Origin of the sequence: Microcystis sp. M083S1, assembly GCF_020246405.1 — a bacterium.
GTDB classification, from domain to species: domain Bacteria; phylum Cyanobacteriota; class Cyanobacteriia; order Cyanobacteriales; family Microcystaceae; genus Microcystis; species Microcystis aeruginosa_C.
On the sequence record NZ_JADBTB010000104.1, the window covers coordinates 20289 to 38921 of the forward strand.

Genomic DNA, 18633 nt, shown 5'->3' on the forward strand with positions numbered 1-18633 from the left:
TCAGTTATCAGTGACTACCAGTAGTCTTCAGTAGCTTTTAATTTTCATTCTCTTGAAAGGGGAGACTTGTTACCTCTTGTTTTTGGTCATATATAAGTTTAATTTAATCGGGGGGTGAAGGAGGGGAAAATATCTCAATATACAGTTCTAGGATCCTATCTCAGGTTATGATCCTAGGTAGTCGGTGGTCAAGAACAAATTTAAGTTATACTTCCTGCCTAGGCATAGCTATTGTATTTACAGGAGATTTTCTCTTATATCCTAGCAATTTTCACAGGTTAACTAGGTGTCGATTGATCCCCTTCACCCCAGCCAGAATGAAATCTATGAATAATTCCGAAGAATACGTTATAATCATGGCGAAAATCCTAGATTTAACCATTCCCGATCGCTATTTAAATTCTGTGGTTGAAAACTGGCAACGCTTGCAAGAAATCGCCAGTTTAGTGACAGAATTTCCCTTAGAGGATGACGGGGAAAGCGCCCTCAGCTTTGAACCATGACTATTTCTGTGAGCGATTTAGCTCGATCGATCCAAAATCGTCAAACTAGCGCCTTAGAAGTTATTAGCCAGACTTTGGCAGTGATAGAGGCGAAAAATCGCCATTTAAATTGCTTTACCGACATTTTACAGCCTAGGGCGCTCGCTCAAGCCCAAAAAATCGATCAAGCGATCGCCAATGGGGAATCCGTCGGCCCCTTGGCAGGAGTCCCCTTCGCCGTCAAAAATCTCTTTGATATCGAGGGTATTGTCACCCTTGCCGGTTCCAAAATCAATCGAGATCACCCTGCCGCTGGACAAGATGCGATCGCTATTCAAACCCTAGAAGCGGCCGGGGCAGTTTTGGTGGGGGCGACCAATATGGATGAGTACGCCTACGGTTTTGTCACCGAAAATGCCCATTATGGAGCCACTGCCAACCCCCTCGATCCTAGTCGCGTCTCGGGAGGATCCTCCGGCGGTTCCGCCGCTGCCGTTGCCGCTAATTTAGTGCCTCTCGCCCTCGGTTCCGATACTAATGGTTCGGTGAGGGTTCCCGCCGCTTGCTGTGGCGTAGTGGGGCTAAAACCCACCTTTGGGCGCGTATCCCGTCAGGGCCTATTTTTGTTCGTTAGTAGTTTGGATCATCTGGGATTTTTTAGCGGCAATGTGGCGGATATGGCGGCTATTTGGCGTGTTTTTGCCAAAAATAACCTTAAAGCTCCTTTAAATGGCTTAGAGGGGGTAAAAATAGCCCTTGCCGACGATTATTTTCAGCAGGGAGCCAAACCGGAAGTAATCGAGGCGGTGACAGCGATCGCCGAACGTTTGGGAGTGAGCCAAAAAATCACCATTCCCGAAACCGCCCGCGCCAGAGCAGCCGCCTATATAATTACCGCTTCTGAGGGGGCAAATTGGCATTTACCGCGTTTACAGACCAGATTAGAGGATTTTGACCCCGCAACCCGGGATCGCTTCTTGGCAGGGGCATTAATTCCCTCTAGCTGGTATTTACAGGCTCAACGTTTTCGCCGTTGGTATCGCGATCGTCTGCGAGAGATTTTCACCGAAGTCGATATTATCCTCACCCCGACGATTCCCTGTATTGCGCCGCCGTTAGGAGTAGAAAAAATGATTATTGACGGGCAAGAGCTATTAATTAGACCTAATTTAGGCAGATTCACCCAACCTTTTTCTTTTATCGGTTTACCTGCCCTTTCTTTGCCGATTAAACGTTCATCCAGGCTACCTTTAGGTTTGCAAATCATCGCCGCTCCTGATCGCGAAGACTTAATCCTAAGCGTAGCAAGGGTTTTAGAGGAAATGCTGATAGATATCCCGCACCAGTGAGATTTCAAGGGCTTACTTCCCCTTAAAATCCCTAATTTAGGCACTTATTAAACGAAAAGGTCATTTTTCCAGTCTAAGTAAACAATCTACTGACTGGGAGACTCCTTTTCAATCACATCTAACCAAGCGGCGGCCGATCGCTCCCAAGTGTCAGTTAGGGCAATTTGACGACATCTTTCGCGCTCTTGGGCTAAAAGCTGGGGATTTTTCAGTAATTCGACGATTTTCCGGGCTATAGCTTCCTGAGTAGCCGGATCGGTTACTTCCCCCGGCACTTTCACACAGTAGTCCTTTTCTCGAAAAACGGCAAAATCCGTCACCACTGGCAGACAACCCACCACTGCCGACTCGCGCACGGAAATACAATCGATCTCACGATAGGTGCAACCGTAGTAATGAATAGCAGAGCGAGCTTTTTCCTCGATTAGTTGACGATAACCGATCATTCCGCGATCAACTACCCCCGGACTAGCTTTAATCAAAGCGATTAAATTATCGCGCCATTCTCTGCGATCGCTATAGCCATCCCGTTTAGTAAAACCATAGTAGAGATGTAACTCAGCTGCGGGAATTGCCGCCTTGATAATCGGCCAGCCATGCTTTAACATTGACTCTAGGCCTCGATAATAACGAGAGGCATAGACTAGACGATAAGGAAGATGCTCGCTTTCTGGCACCGTCTCACTTACAGCCAAAAGAGAAGCATCAATACCATTAGGAACAATCGGACATTGATGATCGGGACAGAAATCCAGTAAATCCCGTTGATATTGGCTTTTACAGAAAATTTTGTCGTATCTAGCCAAAATTTCGGGGGTATAGGAGGCTGCCGGAACTTTAATATCTTGCCAATCAAAAAAAATTCGTTCTGCCTTGGTACCAGGACGGCAATAGGTGGGATGACGAGAGATCACCAATGTCTCAAAGTGATCCTGCCAATTCATGCGGTAATAATTAACATAGCGAATACCGTCCTGTTCCCCTTCCATACCCTCACAATTGCCAAAAATTGTCACTTTATAGCCGCGTTTCGTCCATTCCTGCGCTAAAAAAGCCACCGATGCCTGGGTGCCACTAGCCCCGCGTTGCCAAATTTCCGCCGGACGCATGGGACGATATTTTTCTGTGTAAATAACGATCGATTTTTTCGGCCAACGACGGGCGCTCAAACGCTGTTTAATTTGAAATAGGGAAGGTGCGCTCGCCCTTAGCCATTGTTTGAGATTAGATTGTAGGGATGGAGTAGCTTGTGACACTCTTTTTCTCCAAGATCGAGGGAAAATAGGGGCGATGGGTGATGGAGTCTTAGTTCCTTGAATTTAACTCGATTTCTCGACTCAGTAGAACAATTCGAGCCTATCATATAATAGGTTCAAGTCAAAAATCAATCTTTTTATTGATATCTATCTGTAAGTAAATCTATGAAAATTGTCATCCCGATCTTATTTTATCGCAAAGGAGGAGTAGAAAGAGTCATTATCTCTTTAATACCTAGCTTATTAGAATACGTCGAACAAATTATTATCGTCCTCCCTCGTAATGATATTGAATATTTTAAGTCTTTAATGCCAGATTCTGATAAACTTATCTACGAAAATTTTGATTTTTATCCCCAGAGTTTTGAGACAAAATTAATCTATTTTTATGGTCTTATAGCGAATTTTTACAAAACCCTAAGACTGAATTATATTCATCGTCTTTTCTCTCGTAGAATTGAATTTTTACGCATCGAAGCAAGAATTAATCAGATTATCAATCGTTACCAAGCTGATCACTGTTTGTATGGGATGACTAATCGGATTTCTCCCCCCAATGTCAAGGTTACTTTAAGTGGCATTATTTATGATGTGTTTTGGCAATTTGCTCCCTTAACTTACTCAGAATCCTATCAAGAACCCTACAATGAAGCGTTAAAAGAATGGTTAGATCGGGCCGATCTACTGTTCACAATTTCCCAAAAAACTAAAGACGATGTTTTAAAAGTTTTTCCCAATGCTACCTATGCTAGTAAATTAAAAGCTGTACCCTTAGCGGGATTTATCGAGCAGTCTAATCCCAAGATTGATCTAGTCAAAAGTGAGCTAGTTACTTTTTATTTTCCCTCCTCTTTTGGTATCTACAAAGATCATCTGACTTTACTCAAAGCAGCTATGACACTAGCTAAAAAAGGTTTAAAATTTCAAATAGTTTTTATCGGCAAAGAAACCGATAATCTAGTTAGTGGAAATCTGCAATTATCTCAACAGTCCCAAACTCAAGAATATCAAGATTATCTCAAAGAATGTACCCGACTTTATCGGGAAAATCAAGAAATTTTCGAGAGTCATATCAAGGGATTAGGTTATCAAGACTATGAAACCTTGCAATTTTATTATCAAACCTGTTCCTCTGTGGTATTTCCCTCAAAATACGAAGGTTTTGGATTAGCAATAGCAGAAGCAATTTTACAAGGTATTCCCGTTATCGCTTCCGATTTAGAAGTGTTTCAAGAACAGGTAGAATTATATAATTGTCCCGAAAGAGTGCAATTCTATCCTAGGGGAGATGCGGACAGTTTAGCCAATTGTTTAGAACAATTTATCCTCAATCCAATTCCTCGCTTGTTCCCCGAAGATATCCCCAATAAAGTTAATCTCTGGACTTGGCAAGATGTGGCCAAAAAATATGTAGAACTACTGAAAGAAAATGCAGGTTATTGATCTCTATATCTACCCGATTAAATCCTGTCGAGGTATTCAATTATCCCAAGCTGAAGTAACTCCTAAAGGTTTACTCTGGGATCGAGAAATGATGTTAGTGGATGGCAAGGGTAAATTTATCACCCAAAGGGAATATCCGCAATTAGCCAGGGTTTCTATCACGATGACAGGAGATAACTTTTCTCTGAAAACATCTCAAGATTCCCTAACTTTTTGTCCTAATTTCACAGGAGAAAAAAGAGCGGTTCAAATCTGGGAATCTCACACCATAGCCATGGATCAAGGGGATGAAATCGCTGAATGGTTCGAGAAAATTCTCGACATTCCCTGTCGTTTAGTGCGACAATCTCCCGATTATCCACGTCCTGTGAATCCTCGCTATGCAGGGAACGATCATACTCCCGTCAGCTTTGCCGATGGTTATCCAATTTTATTAACTAATACTGCTTCTTTAGAGGACTTAAATCGGCGTTTAGTTGCACCGGTGCCGATGAATCGTTTTCGGCCTAATATTGTTATTAGTAGCGATCGAGCTTTTAGCGAAAGTAGTTGGCAAAAGATAACAATTGGAGAGATAAATTATGCTCTGGTTAAACCCTGTAGTCGCTGTATTATCACCACCACCGATCAAGAAACGGGTAGGAGAAATCCCCAGCAAGAACCTTTAAAAACCTTAAGCACTTTTCGCAGTTTCCCGGGGGGAATTATGTTCGGAGAAAATGTCATCCCCGAAAAGACAGGTACAATTAAAGTCGGCGATCCTATTACCGTAATCTAGAGATATAGGGGCAGCCCTTTCAAGGTCAGTCAAATAAAACCGGAAATACTGGCAACCAACTCTTGAAAAGCTAAAAATATGCCTAGAAATCAGCACCGAACTCTTGACGGAGGGAGCGCAGTATATCCGTCCCCAAAGTTGTCTCACCAGTTTGTACTAACCAACGTTCCAAGTTACGATTGGCATCGATAAACTTCTGGGATGAGTCTCCCTTGTATCCGACCACTAATCCATCCGAACAAACGATCCACTCGAATCCAGCGATCGCACCTCTGGGATTACTGAGGATCACCCCTCGATAACCCAAATTGCCACTAGGTTCACCAGCTTTGGTAGGGGACAAACGCTGCAGTCGTTGGAGTAGTTCCTGACTATCGCGCTCGTTAAGAGTCCAATGGGGATTGGGACGACCACTAAATATATCGAGTTCTACTTGCACGATCGCCTCCACTGTCTGAGTGTAAACTATTAGGCCGAGCAGGCAAAAGAGGGGTATGGCGATCACCACAATTGCTGCCACCTTTCCCCTCCTTCCCTCAGGTTCTATCTTAGCCATCTAACTGACCTGAGTTGAAACGTTTAACGAATTTTTTGGCTCTTACAAGTATAGAAATAGCCGCAAAATTGCGTATAAATTCCGCGATTACAGGTTTGGGGATTTGTAATCACCCGGTTACTATTATCAACATTTCTGACCGGCGTGGAACCAGGTTTATGACTCCAGAAACCCTCTTTATTCAGTCGATACCAGTGGAAATCTCGTCCTGGAGCTATAACTAGGGCCACCAGATAGCGAGGGGCTTCGGAGGCGGGGAAACAATTATAACGTACATGTAAGCCATCACACAGGGAAGCTCGGGTCACTTCCGCACAGGTGAGCGAGCGATACATACTACCACAACCGCGTCCGGGTTGGGCAAAGGTATCGGTGCGTTTGTTACTGGCGTAATTGTAGCAGTTATTGTTCCGCAGGATAGTTGCGTTGTTGTTCCAGAAATTGGGATTATAAGCTCCCAATTCGTATTGGCAGGCGGCCTTGGGGGTTTCGAGGGGGATTCCCACAGCTTCGGGGGATAATTCTAATCCTTCCGTATCGAGGAGCGTCAAGCGCTCACCTACATATAATTGTTCCTGCAAAAACCCCTGTAGATCTTCATCTAAAGATAGAGCTTCTTCTTCAGGGGTCATTCTGGTGGTTATTTCAGCACTATTGATTAAACCGACCAGTCTTTCGGCAATAGCATTGGCTTTAGAACTGGTAGCATACTGTCCAGCCGCTAGATAAATACTCTCTGGCAGATTGTAATTGCGGCCTACCTCATCGTTGAGGGGTTCTACTAAAAATCCCCGTAATCCTAGACCAGCGTTGGCTGGTGCCGATTTAGCGATGACACTAGCATTATTAGCGATTTCCCGCAGGGTAGCGCGAATTTCCTGTTCATCGCTGATAATCCACTCTGGATTCGCTCGTCCAGAATATAGATCCGCAGTAATTTTTAACATCTTTTTTCCCTTTGTTTGAAGTAAACAATCTTGTCTTAGGTGTTCAGTCACTTGTCCCACGAGTGTCAAATTTATGCACTCGCAAAAGTGACTTGCTCCCAGATGATCCCACCATACATTTAAGAAAATACGGGAGCATCTCTCTTAGGCCATAAGTAGAAATATCAAGGTTAAGATAAATAACCATAAGAACAATACTTGACTAGAGACACTGAAACCATGCCCCTTGATACCGCCTCGATTTTAGAAGTATTACGTCCCGTTCAAGATCCGGAACTGCAAAAAAGCCTAGTGGAATTGAACATGATCCGCAATGTGGCGATCGATGGCGGAAAAGTTAGCTTTACCCTAGTTTTGACCACTCCTGCCTGTCCTTTGCGCGAATTTATCGTGGAAGACTGCCAAAAAGCCGTTAAACAGCTGCCCGGGGTGGAAAGTGTCGCCGTGGCAGTAACTGCCGAAACCCCGCAACAAAAAGCTTTACCCGATCGCCAAGGCGTGGAGGGGGTTAAAAATATTATCGCCGTTTCCAGTGGTAAGGGCGGTGTGGGGAAAAGTACCGTGGCTGTCAATATCGCCGTCGCCTTAGCTCATTTAGGGGCAAAAGTGGGGCTATTAGACGCGGACATCTACGGCCCCAACGCCCCGACAATGTTGGGCTTAAATGACGCACAAGTGACCGTACAGGGCGCAAATGGCGAGATATTGGAACCCGCTTTCAACCATGGCATCAAAATGGTTTCCATGGGCTTTTTGATCAACCCCGATCAACCGGTAATCTGGCGCGGTCCGATGTTAAACGGCATTATCCGTCAGTTTCTCTATCAAGTCAATTGGGGCGATTTAGACTATTTAATCGTCGATATGCCTCCCGGTACCGGGGATGCACAATTAACTTTAATTCAATCAGTCCCCCTAGCGGGTGCGGTGATTGTCACCACTCCCCAGACGGTTTCTTTAATTGATGCGCGTCGGGGTTTAAAAATGTTCCAACAGCTAGGGGCGCGGGTTTTGGGTATCGTGGAAAATATGAGTTATTTTATCCCTCCCGATCAGCCCGATCGCTCCTATGATCTATTTGGGTCCGGTGGTGGGGAAAAAACCTCGCAAGAATTGGGCATTCCTTTACTGGGATGTGTACCTCTGGAGATAGCCCTCCGGGAAGGCGGTGATACTGGTGTACCAGTGGTTTTGGGGCAACCAGAATCGGCCTCAGCTAAAGCCCTGATAGCGATCGCTCGTCAGGTGGCGGCGAAAGTATCCGTGGCAGCCTATAGTTAGGGTTTGCGGCAAAAAGTTTTCCCTAGGGGCAGGGTGTAGGGTGTAGGGTGTAGGATTTTACCCATTTTCAGGGAAAAAGTCCCTAAATTTTCCCCCCAATCACTCCAATGTCCGGTGCTTTTGGATTTCAAAAAGGTCTAAAAGTCTTATCGAACAATGTTTTTAGATTTATTGAGCAAACCCTAGTTAGTTAGTAAATTTGGGGAGAGAAATGGTGAGAAGACAGTCCCTTGTTAGTAGGAAACTAAGCGGTTTTGGTGAGCAGTTTAGCTTCATTTTCCATGATATAGCCCAAATTGATTGGCTTTTGTTCGTTTTGGTGACGGGTTTAACCGTTTTCGGTGGTTTAATGATTCGTAGTGCCGAAAGGAACACCACCGCTCTCGACTGGTGGCAACACTGGTTATTCGGGGCCGTGGGAGTGGCGATCGCTTTATTTCTGGCCCGTTGTCGTTATGAAAGTCTGTTGAAATGGCACTGGTTAACCTATCTTCTCACCAATCTCTCCCTAATTGCAGTAATTGTCCTGGGGGTGACGGCGAATGGGGCGCAAAGTTGGATTAATATCGGCAGTTTTAACGTGCAACCGTCGGAATTTGCCAAGGTAGGTTTAATTATCACCCTAGCAGCCCTCCTACATCATCGTCCCGCCGATAATCTTTTTGCGATCGCTCGTGTATTTGCCGTCACTGCGGTACCCTGGGTGTTAATTATGGCGCAGCCGGACTTGGGGACGGGATTAGTCTTTGGGGCAATTACCCTAGGCATGATTTACTGGGCTAATGCGAAACTGCCTTGGATGATTATCCTCTTATCTCCCCTCGCATCGGTTTTTCTGTTTAATTTACTTTTTCCTGCTTGGATTGTTTTAGCAATTATCATCGCTGTGCTTGCTTGGTTTACCCTTCCCTACCGTTTTTTATCTACTTTCATCGTGGTGGCAACTAATCTGGCAGTGGGTAAATTAGGCGAGGTTTTTTGGGGTTTATTAAAAGAATATCAAAAAGATCGTTTAACCCTATTTCTTCACCCAGAAAAGAATCCTTTGGGGGGAGGTTATCAATTAATTCAATCCCGCATTGCCATCGGATCGGGAGAATTATTGGGACGGGGATTACACCAAGGCACCCAAACCCAATTAAATTTTATTCCCGAACAACACACCGATTTTATCTTCTCCGTAGTCGGGGAAGAATTCGGTTTTGTCGGCAGTATTCTAGTTTTAATAGCTTTCTGGTTAGTTTGTTGGCGTTTGTTAGTCATTGCTAATACTGCTAAAGAAAACTTCGGTTCTTTAATAGCGATCGGTGTTCTCTCGATGATCGCTTTTCAGGCAATTCTTAATATTAGCATGACCGTGGGATTAGCCCCGATTACAGGGATTCCTTTACCCTGGTTAAGTTATGGACGTTCATCTTTATTAACCAATTTTATCGCCTTGGGTTTAGTGGAATCCGTGGCTAATTATCGCCCCCGTAAGCGTTTGTACTAAGTAGTTGTACAGCTATCAGTTATCAGTGATCAGTTATCAGATTTGAGTTTTAAGTGTGGAGTATTAAATCCCACTTTCCGCACTTCTTAACATTCAATTGATGATTTTTACTAATATATTCCTTCCAAACCCTTGCCAGTAAGAATTATAACTACAATGATGGATTTTGATCAAGGTGAAGAATTGTCAATTTTTTTCTCAGAAAAAATCAATTATTGAAAATGTTCTCAATAGTAGTTTCTACAATCAAGGTTTTTCGTTAAAACATCTTGGGGAATGTAAAAATATATAAAAGTATATGAAGATGTGCTGAATGTCGGATTTAGCAGAAATTTTTCTTAAGTGCTTGACATTTGCCAGATTAGTGCTTATGATGTTTTCCATCACCCAAACAAAGGCAAATTATTTGCACAATCCCAATTCTGAAAGCCATGCACAGCAAAGCTTTCAAGCGTTAGTACAGGTTGTTAGTTTTGTCTGAGTGATTAAACCTATTCACTCGAAATTACCAGAGGAATAACAATGGCATATCCCAACGATCAACAAGGTAAAGCACTTCCTTTCTTTGCTCGTTTCTTGTCCGTAAGCAAAGAGGAATCTTCCATCAAGTCTCCTTCCCCTGAGCGTGAATATAATGTTACACTCAAATACCCTTCTGACTGGGAAGAGTTTTAAACTCAGGTTACTTGAGTAATTGCAGCACTTTTCTTGATTACACCGTACAGACAAAAAGCTAAAGGAGCCACTAAGCAAGGCTCGCAGCCAAAAAAACTGCACGTTGAGATCCTGAGAAGTGCTGTCAACTAAATTTAGTAATTACTCAAGAAAAAAACAAATACTGCAATTAGTTAAGCAAAAGCAGCAATTTTTGCCGCCTTTTATTGAGATTCTGTCCAATAAATACCAGCCCAAAAGCCTTAAAATGGGTTAAAATATAGAGATTTGCAATTGACATGAAAGAATCGCCTAAAGTTGTTTTATTGTTGACCCATAGCGGCGATTTTTTCACGATTGACCGCGTGGCTGAGGCGATAGAAAAAAAAGGAGCCACACCTTTTCGCTTAGATACCGATAAATTTCCCTTAGAGGTTCAATTAGCAGCCCAATTTAATGGGAAAAAAAGTTTTTATCAATTAACCTATAACCATCAATCTATTGATAGTCAACAGGTGCAATCTGTTTGGACAAGACGTATTTGGCAACCTGAACTAACAGGGGATTTAGATCCTCAGTTTCGGGAGGTTTGTGTGCGAGAATCCCAGACGACTTTGGCCGGTTTTTGGGATAGTTTAAGGTCAGCGCGTTGGTTAGATAATTTAGCGCAAATTGAGAAGGCTAAAAATAAGTTATTACAACTTCGTTTGGCCTCAGAAGTTGGCTTAATTATTCCCCCCACTTTAGTTACCAATAATCCTGATGCTGCCCGGGAGTTTTTTTCCCAGGTTCAGGGACGAATGGTGAGTAAATTGTTAACTGCGATCGCCCGCAGTATGGAGTCGCCGGAATTTTTTCTTTATACCAGTAGGGTGAAAGCAGAAGACCTTGAGGAAGCGGAATCTTTACGTTATTGTCCTATGGTTTTTCAAGCGGAAATTCCCAAACAATTAGAATTGAGAATTGTCGTGGTTAATGGACAGACATTTGTGGGAGCTTTAGAATCTTCTCAGTATAATAATTCTGCCGTAGATTGGCGAAGACCTGGTATTGATCCTGGTGCTTGGCAACATCATACTTTACCTGATTCACTATTGCAGCAACTTCAGATTTTTATGGCTAATTTAGGGTTGAATTTTGGGGCGTTTGATTTTATCTTAACTCCTGGGGGAGAATACGTTTTTTTAGAAGTTAATCCGGGTGGTGAGTGGGGAATGTTAGAACGGGATTTAGATTTACCTATTTCTCATGCGATCGCCGATTTTTTAGTCTTCGGTTGATCGGCAAAGCTCGCACTGAAAAAAAATTGTTAATCCTAAGTTTTCAAGGAGATTTATGACCGTTTTAATTGTTACTTTTAGCCACGATAATGAAAGTATTCCTCTGGTAATCAAAGCCATAGAAACGATGGGTAAAAAAGCCTTCCGTTTTGACACCGATCGCTTCCCTACAGAGGTAAAAGTTGATCTTTACTCAGACGATAAAAAAGGCGGAATTATTACCGATGGAGAACAAAAATTAGAGCTAAAAGAAGTTTCTTCTGTCTGGTATCGACGCATGAGATACGGACTAAAATTACCCGATGGGATGGATAGTCAATTTCGCGAAGCTTCTCTTAAGGAATGTCGGTTAAGTATTCGAGGAATGATTGCTAGTTTATCTGGCTTTCATCTTGATCCAATTGCTAAGGTAGATCATGCCAATCATAAACAATTGCAGTTACAAGTAGCGCAACAATTAGGTTTATTAATTCCGGGGACTTTAACTTCTAATAATCCTGAAGCTGTCAAGCAATTTGCTCAGGAGTTTGAAGCGACAGGAATTGTGACTAAAATGCTTTCTCAATTTGCTATTTATGGAGACAAGCAAGAGGAAATGGTTGTTTTTACCAGTCCTGTTACAAAGGAAGACCTAGATAATTTGGAAGGTTTGCAATTTTGTCCAATGACTTTTCAGGAAAACATTCCTAAAGCTTTGGAATTACGCATCACTATCGTCGGTGAACAAATATTTACGGCGGCGATTAATTCCCAACAATTAGACGGTGCTATCTACGATTGGCGAAAAGAGGGAAGAGCGCTCCATCAACAATGGCAACCCTACGATTTACCGAAAACTATTGAAAAACAACTACTAGAATTAGTGAAATATTTCGGTCTTAATTATGGTGCAATTGATATGATTGTCACACCAGATGAACGTTATATCTTTTTAGAAATTAATCCCGTTGGCGAGTTTTTCTGGCTAGAACTTTATCCTCCTTATTTTCCTATCTCCCAGGCAATCGCTGAAATCCTAGTTAACTCATAAACTGGCAAAGACAGAGCCAGAGTATTTTATCGCATCGACGAGGCTCTGACTCCAGATTTCCCCCCCGACTCCTGACTTGAAAGAGGGTGTGGGGTGTGGGGTGTAGAGTGTGGGGTGTAGGGTGTGGGAAGTGGGGAAGTGGGGAGTTTTCTCAGTGAACTGATAACTGATAACTGACTCCTAACCCCACCAACAAACTTTTTCAGCAAACCCTACTTAATTTCCAGACCAAGACTTTCTCTCGTGCTTCTATCAGATTCATGCCTATTTTTTCTAAAACTCGCTTTGAAGCTATATTATCGGGAGCGCAGCCAGCGGTCACTGTTTGCATACCAGGTTGAGAAAGTGTCCAGTCCATCATTGCTTTTGTCGCCTCAGATGCGTAGCCTTGTCGTCGATATAACGGCGCTACTTGATAGCCAATTTCTACAGCATCTGTGGGTAAACCTGTGGCATCAGGAATAATTTTGATCATCACATGACCAATAAGGGTATTTTCTGTTTGATGAATAATTAAACTCCCCCACCCCCACTCATTTTGTAAGGGGAATTGCAGCAAAATATTGGCAATATCAGGGAAAGCTTGAATCAACTCTTGTTCGGCCCAGTCAGCTGCAACTTTTACCCCCAAAATTGTTGCTAATTCATCGATACCTATAATTGCCGCTTTCAGAAGTTCAAGCTTTAAGGGGACTAAATATAATCGTTCCGTCACCAGTTTTTCCAGTGCTTTCATTTGATAAAATTCCTATACCAGTTATCAGTTATCAGTGTTAATCAACTTACCCAGCAAAAACCTGATTCTCTAGTTCTCCTGAGAGGGGAAAGTCTGAATACTCTGTCTCAATTTCAATCTGTTTGTCACCCCATTAGCTATATTCTCACCCATTTTAAGGTTTTTGGGTCTTTATCGTAACGATAATTAAAACCATCTTTGGCAGTAATAATTTTACCTAAACTGGCACGACTCCGAACGTTACTTAAAGAATAATCAGTTAGAGACTGCATTTGTTGATGGGACAAACCTTCGGCTATTTCAGAAACTCCGGCAATTTCCGCATCATGCTCAGTTTTAACCTCAGACAAAGGCTCTATTTTTACCGCCGAGAAATTTTCTGATTTTTTTGATGTCATGACCAGGTCATTAACTTTTTTGCGCTGATAATCTTCTACAGTTGACAGCTGCCAATGGGAATTTTCTGTTAACTCTAAGACCCATCGATGATAATTAAATAAACTTTCCCGATGACCAACACTAATAAAAGTGGTTTCACTTGCCTGTAATTGCTGATATAAGCTGGCTTCATTGGCCAAATCTAAAGCGCTGGTTGCTTCATCTAAGATAGTAAAGGTAGGTTTAGTGATTAATAGTCGAGCAAAAGCTAATCTTTGCTGTTCTCCGAGGGATAAAATCTGTTCCCAGTTGACTTGTTTATCTAAGGTATTTTTGTCAGTTAATAAATGTTGCAGGTTGACTTTTTTTAAGATATTTTCTAATTCTTCATCGCTCACCTGCTCATTGGTATGGGGATAAAGTAATTGCTGGCGTAAACTGCCAAGGATAATATAAGGACGTTGGGGTAAAAATAACATTTTAGCTAAAGGAGGACGCACTAAACGGCCGCTACCTGCTTTCCATAAACCGGCGATTGCTCGTAACAAGGAACTTTTTCCTCGACCACTGGGGCCAATAATCAGTAGGTTTTCTCCCAAAGGAACAGAAACCGATAAATTCTCCACAATTACCTTTTCATAATCGGGAGTTTGTAGGGTAAAATTTTCAAAAGCTAGACGATTATCTTCCAGGGTGATAATACGACTTAAGTTTTTCGGCTCTTCACTGGCAACTTTTAAGGCATCTGTTAAGGTAGCTAACCGTTCAATATAACTTGAAACTTTACCCGATGTTCCCCATTCAGTAATTAATTGTCCCAAGGCATTAGAAAAAAGGAAACAGCATAAACTCGCTTGACTAATTTCCCCATAATCGATTTCGTTTTTAATAAACATGGGGGTCAAAATAAACATTGAAAATACACTAATCGCTGACTGATAACCCCGATTAAAAAGATTATTAAACCGTTCCCAATTGATCAGTTTTTCCGAGCTTTGAATAACCCGTTCAAAACGGCCTTCAATGATTTTTTCTTCCTGCTCTTCTCCCTGAAAAAAAGCAATGGATTCCGCATGGTTACGCACATGGGTTAAAGCATAATTATAATCAGCTTTATTATTAAGCTCCGATTGATTAATTTTGTTTAATTCTTGAGTTAGATAAATTGCTATTAAATTTCCTGCGAGCGTATAAATTATTAGATAAACCGCAATTTGCCGAGAAATTGTCCAAAGAATAATCGCAAAAGTAATCATTTGTAACCCTTTTTCCACGAAGGTGATTAACAACCTTAGGGTCATGGTCGTAATTGGTTCAATTTCTTGAGATAATCTTTGATCGGGATTTTTTAAGTTCGAGGTAAAATCAATGTTATAATAAGCGCGATAATTGAGATATTTTTTGACGGTTTGTTTCGTTAACCACTTATACCAATCTAAGGCTACTTTGCGACGAATAAATTGAGAAAAAGCAAATAACCCCGTTGTTCCTATAATCAACAAACTGGATAACCACAGCGTATTTAGATATTTAGAAAGATCTCTATCTTCAATAATAATATCGAGTACATAACGATTCCAGTAGCTACTAAAAGCTTCTACCCCCACCGTTGCCAAGATACTTAAAAGAATCAAAGCTGACATTCCCCAAGAAATGATCACATCTCCAAAGGCACGTCCATTTAACTCCGTTGGATACCAATAGGGTTGAGCCACAATTTTTAGGCTTTCCCAAAATTGACCAAATAGTGAAAAGGGATTCTTGGCCGACTGGTCGGACACAACAGGGTTTTCCGTTGCTTGTTTAGTAGTATATTGGGGCATCTAGATGCAATTGGCAGTTCTTTTACTGTTCTCTTGACAACTCAATATTACATTGTAGCGGGAGAATTACCCGTTTTTGTCTTTTGGTAACATTTTTATCTAGAAGATGAAAGCCAGCTATGGTCAGAAAGCTCTGACATAACTAAGAACTACTTGACCCACTTTTGTTACTGTGGCACTTTAGATACTAATTACTGTTTACTGATCACTGAAAAACCCCCATCTCTCAATCTCCGTGATCCTCAAAATGATTAGCTAGTAGGAATTTTTGACTGGTATTCAACTCTTGCCAAAGCTGGTTAATTTTCTCGTAAGCTTCCGTGGAGGTAAGTTTTCCCCCAGTGTGTAAACCAGCGATAAAAGAGACTCTCAGGGCGAATTCCTGCAAGTTAGCGTTAAAAACTAAATTTTGTGGCGTGAATAAACCCCTGTAGCTGGTTTTAGGGTAGAGAAAGTTATCTTTAGAATTGAATTTTTCCATTGTTACCGACCCCCCAGTATAGGATATCTACATTATTATATATTTAAACTTTTGTTAACTTATGCTTAACCTAAGAATTTAAACCTGTCTCTAGATTCTTAAGAGAGTAGCTGCTGAACTTGATTAGCCGCCGCTATCCCAGAAGTTAAGGCCGTTTCTAGGGAAGAATTTCTCGATAAATCTCCTCCTTGACACCAATCACCACAGGCAACTAGAGGTAAAGGACTATTAACACTTAAACAGGGTACAGCTAAACCCTGACGGACTAAAGCATAACGCCAACGGTGAATCTGTGACCAATCGGGGAGAGGCAAAGAAGCACGAGAGAGCAAATCTAGCTTAACTGCTTCTAAATCCTCGCTATCGAGATATTTAACCGCAAAATCTCCACTACTATGCACAACAAAGACATAATCAGGGGATGATTGCCGTTTACTGCTATCAAGTCCTAACCAAGCGATATCGGTGGAGGGAGCAACTGCGGGTAAAGAATCGCCATAAGCTGCCATTACCGTTAAACAGGGATCGTAAACGATCGATCGCAATTCTGGCATAGTAGTTATATGAGAGTTTTCTAACAATAACGCTGCTTGCGGGGCGGGAATAGCCAGGACAATCGCCGAAAACTCCCCCCGAATTTGACCGTTATTATTTAAAACCCATTTTCCTTGACGATTTTCCAGACGAGTAACCAGAAAATCTCGTTCAATTTCTAAACCTTGAGCTAAAAATTTCGCCACGCTATTGATGCCAGAAGGAGCAACATAGCTAGAATCAAACCAAGAAGTAACTATATTCTCTCTCAGGAGATTATCAATTAAAGCCGCCGTTTTTTCGCCCTGAATAGTCAAAAAAGGCAAGCCATGATCCACAGCCATCTCTTGATTGGCTCGATTAACCCGTCGCGTGGCTAAACGACCACCAATGCCTCTAGACTTATCAAATAGCTTAACAGTATAACCTCGATCGCACAACTGACGAGCGCAGGTTAACCCGGCTAAACCCGCACCAATGATCCCAACATTAATCGAAAAATTTGTCACTAGCCTTCCTAATCCTGTGAACCCTTGAGTTAATATTAGTAGTAATCAGCACTAGCGAAACTAAGTTGATTATTGGGGCTGAGGAGGACAAACCACATTGGACGAACTACGCACAGCTTTGGAGTTAGCCACCGAGGAGGAACTACAGCAAATCACTAACATCCTCTTTTGCCGTCGTTTTAACCCTCTCGATTATCTACGAGCGCCGGACGCAATCGCCGTTCAAAGTCAAGATTGGGATAGTTGGTTAGATAGCGTCGAGGATCGTTTTCGTTATTTGGCTGCCGATGGTGTGACAGTATTAAAAGGTCAAACCGAAAAAGTTAGTTATCGTCAAATTCTCGTCCGTGTCTGTCATTTCCTCAAGGTTCCCTACTCCCAAAAAATGCCGACAACGGAAATTGAAGCGGAAATCTATCTTCATCTGGTTAACAAAGCTTGGAAACGTCTCCCCCCATCGGAACAAAAATCCCTCTCGATTCAAATTCAAAAGGCGCTCGCGGATTCCCACACTCTCCAACCCTTACCCGTTCACCTACAACATAATCCCCTCGATATAGTCCTCAAAGGCAGTAGCGTCATCGCCGTTAATTCTATCCTGAAACCGATTCTGCTCAAACATATCGCCTGGCAGTTCGCTCTCCATTTTGCCCGCTATCAAGGGGCAAAAACTGCCCTAGTCCAGGGTGGCGCAATTGCTAATCAAATCGCCCTACAAACGGCTAAACAGGGCATGACTCGGGCGGCGGCCCGCTACGGAGCGGTCAGAACCGTGTTAAGTTTAGTCGGACCGGCTCTATGGGGTTGGTTTATTGCTGATCTCGGTTGGAAGGCGATCGCCACTGATTACGGCCGGATTATCCCGACTATTTTTGCCATCGCCCAAATTCGTCTGACTCGTGAGGATTGTTGGCAACCTGCATAGCTTGACATCCTCGCCGCCGTAAAACGGACGGCGATTCCCAAACCTCACGATTTAGGTTTCTGCTTCTTTCCCTTGCGGGGTTCCGCACCTGCCTTAACAGATTTACTCTGTTCTGGTCTTATAGTCGCTCTACAGACTGACACCGCAAGCCCTGCGGCCAAAATATTTTTACTGGCGTTAATATCTCGGTCATGGTGTGTCCCACAGTTCGGACAGTCCCACTCTCGAACATTTAACGGCAGCTCTTTCACAATATACCCACAATTACTGCACCGTTTAGAACTGGGAAACCATCTATCTATTTCGATGTAATTTCTGCCGTACCAACGGCATTTATAGGCTAATTGTCGAATGATTTCTCCCCAGCTTACATCAGATATTGCCTGAGATAATTTCGGGTTTTTGACCATATTCTTGACGGCTAAATTCTCAACCACACTCGTTTGGTTTTCACGAACTAATTGAGTGGTTAGCTCGTGTAAATGGTCTTTTCTGTTATCTGTAATTTGAGCGTGAATCTTGGCTACTTTGATTTTTGCCTTTTCTCGATTCTTTGAGCCTTTCTGTTTTCTAGAAAGATTTTTCGATGCTCTTCGCAGTCTCCGATAATGCTTTTTAAAATGCTTTGGATTAGATACTTTATCGCCATTGCTGGTAATTACTAGGCTACTAATTCCTAAGTCAATTCCGATGGCTTTA

At 42.5% G+C, this 18633-nt stretch carries 18 protein-coding genes; 10 read left to right on the forward strand and 8 right to left on the reverse strand.

Annotated features, from left to right (window positions below; genetic code table 11):
* The first annotated feature begins 326 nt into the window (after nt 1-326).
* Nucleotides 327-503 carry a DUF4089 domain-containing protein gene (locus tag IM450_RS10525; protein ID WP_069474623.1) on the forward strand — a complete coding sequence of 59 codons (177 nt, stop codon included), beginning with the start codon at nt 327-329 and terminating at the stop codon, nt 501-503.
* On the forward strand, nt 500-1831 hold the full coding sequence (locus IM450_RS10530; protein WP_287670480.1) for an AtzE family amidohydrolase: 1332 nt from the start codon (nt 500-502) through the stop codon (nt 1829-1831). Before IM450_RS10525 ends, IM450_RS10530 begins: the two co-directional genes overlap by 4 nt.
* Nucleotides 1832-1917: 86 nt before the next feature.
* Here IM450_RS10530 and IM450_RS10535 read toward each other — a convergent pair whose 3' ends face one another.
* Complete coding sequence (locus IM450_RS10535) at nt 1918-3087, reverse strand: glycosyltransferase (protein ID WP_287670482.1); 1170 nt, start codon at nt 3085-3087, stop codon at nt 1918-1920.
* 165 nt (nt 3088-3252) lie between these two features.
* Between IM450_RS10535 and IM450_RS10540 the strand changes: the two genes are divergently transcribed.
* Together IM450_RS10540 and IM450_RS10545 are read left to right on the forward strand one after the other, a co-directional pair.
* The gene (locus IM450_RS10540) at nt 3253-4530 is read left to right on the forward strand and encodes a glycosyltransferase (protein WP_287670488.1); all 1278 of its coding nucleotides are present in this window, start codon (nt 3253-3255) and stop codon (nt 4528-4530) included.
* Complete coding sequence (locus IM450_RS10545; protein ID WP_287670490.1) at nt 4517-5308, forward strand: MOSC domain-containing protein; 792 nt, start codon at nt 4517-4519, stop codon at nt 5306-5308. The genes IM450_RS10540 and IM450_RS10545 overlap by 14 nt, the downstream gene beginning before the upstream one ends.
* 82 nt (nt 5309-5390) lie before the next feature.
* On the opposite strand, the gene IM450_RS10550 is transcribed toward IM450_RS10545, so the two are convergent.
* Nucleotides 5391-5828, reverse strand: a complete 438-nt coding sequence (locus tag IM450_RS10550) for a hypothetical protein (RefSeq protein ID WP_287670492.1) — start codon at nt 5826-5828, stop codon at nt 5391-5393.
* A gap of 59 nt (nt 5829-5887) precedes the next feature.
* Nucleotides 5888-6811, reverse strand: coding sequence for a hypothetical protein (locus IM450_RS10555; protein ID WP_287670494.1), 924 nt, complete (start codon nt 6809-6811; stop codon nt 5888-5890).
* Nucleotides 6812-7030: 219 nt separating this feature from the next.
* On the opposite strand from IM450_RS10555, the gene IM450_RS10560 reads away from it, so the two are divergent.
* The 5 genes from IM450_RS10560 to IM450_RS10580 all read left to right on the forward strand — a co-directional run bounded on the left by IM450_RS10560 (nt 7031) and on the right by IM450_RS10580 (nt 12548).
* On the forward strand, nt 7031-8092 hold the full coding sequence (locus IM450_RS10560; RefSeq protein ID WP_002758983.1) for an Mrp/NBP35 family ATP-binding protein: 1062 nt from the start codon (nt 7031-7033) through the stop codon (nt 8090-8092).
* 211 nt (nt 8093-8303) lie between these two features.
* Nucleotides 8304-9584, forward strand: coding sequence for a rod shape-determining protein RodA (rodA, locus tag IM450_RS10565; RefSeq protein WP_287670496.1), 1281 nt, complete (start codon nt 8304-8306; stop codon nt 9582-9584).
* Between the two features lie 522 nt (nt 9585-10106).
* On the forward strand, nt 10107-10259 hold the full coding sequence (locus tag IM450_RS10570) for a microviridin/marinostatin family tricyclic proteinase inhibitor (protein ID WP_008201950.1): 153 nt from the start codon (nt 10107-10109) through the stop codon (nt 10257-10259).
* 278 nt (nt 10260-10537) lie between these two features.
* Nucleotides 10538-11518, forward strand: coding sequence for an MvdC family ATP-grasp ribosomal peptide maturase (locus IM450_RS10575; RefSeq protein WP_287670499.1), 981 nt, complete (start codon nt 10538-10540; stop codon nt 11516-11518).
* 55 nt (nt 11519-11573) lie between these two features.
* On the forward strand, nt 11574-12548 hold the full coding sequence (locus IM450_RS10580; RefSeq protein ID WP_287670501.1) for an MvdD family ATP-grasp ribosomal peptide maturase: 975 nt from the start codon (nt 11574-11576) through the stop codon (nt 12546-12548).
* A 202-nt stretch (nt 12549-12750) separates the two neighbouring features.
* Here the strand turns inward: IM450_RS10580 and IM450_RS10585 are convergent, their stop codons facing one another.
* The 4 genes from IM450_RS10585 to IM450_RS10600 all read right to left on the reverse strand — a co-directional run bounded on the left by IM450_RS10585 (nt 12751) and on the right by IM450_RS10600 (nt 17009).
* Nucleotides 12751-13284 (reverse strand): GNAT family N-acetyltransferase, encoded by a 534-nt coding sequence (locus tag IM450_RS10585; RefSeq protein ID WP_287670503.1) that lies wholly within the window; start codon nt 13282-13284, stop codon nt 12751-12753.
* A gap of 137 nt (nt 13285-13421) precedes the next feature.
* Nucleotides 13422-15485 carry an ABC transporter ATP-binding protein/permease gene (locus tag IM450_RS10590; RefSeq protein ID WP_287670505.1) on the reverse strand — a complete coding sequence of 688 codons (2064 nt, stop codon included), beginning with the start codon at nt 15483-15485 and terminating at the stop codon, nt 13422-13424.
* A 226-nt stretch (nt 15486-15711) separates the two neighbouring features.
* Complete coding sequence (locus IM450_RS10595; protein WP_149988181.1) at nt 15712-15966, reverse strand: DUF7219 family protein; 255 nt, start codon at nt 15964-15966, stop codon at nt 15712-15714.
* 98 nt (nt 15967-16064) lie between these two features.
* Complete coding sequence (locus IM450_RS10600; RefSeq protein WP_287670508.1) at nt 16065-17009, reverse strand: NAD(P)/FAD-dependent oxidoreductase; 945 nt, start codon at nt 17007-17009, stop codon at nt 16065-16067.
* 97 nt (nt 17010-17106) lie between these two features.
* Here IM450_RS10600 and IM450_RS10605 point away from each other — a divergent pair, with 97 nt between their 5' ends.
* Nucleotides 17107-17934 (forward strand): YaaW family protein, encoded by an 828-nt coding sequence (locus tag IM450_RS10605; protein ID WP_002801144.1) that lies wholly within the window; start codon nt 17107-17109, stop codon nt 17932-17934.
* A gap of 44 nt (nt 17935-17978) precedes the next feature.
* Here IM450_RS10605 and IM450_RS10610 read toward each other — a convergent pair.
* Nucleotides 17979-18633: RNA-guided endonuclease TnpB family protein (locus tag IM450_RS10610; RefSeq protein ID WP_287720624.1), on the reverse strand; the 655-nt coding region annotated here is incomplete at its 5' end.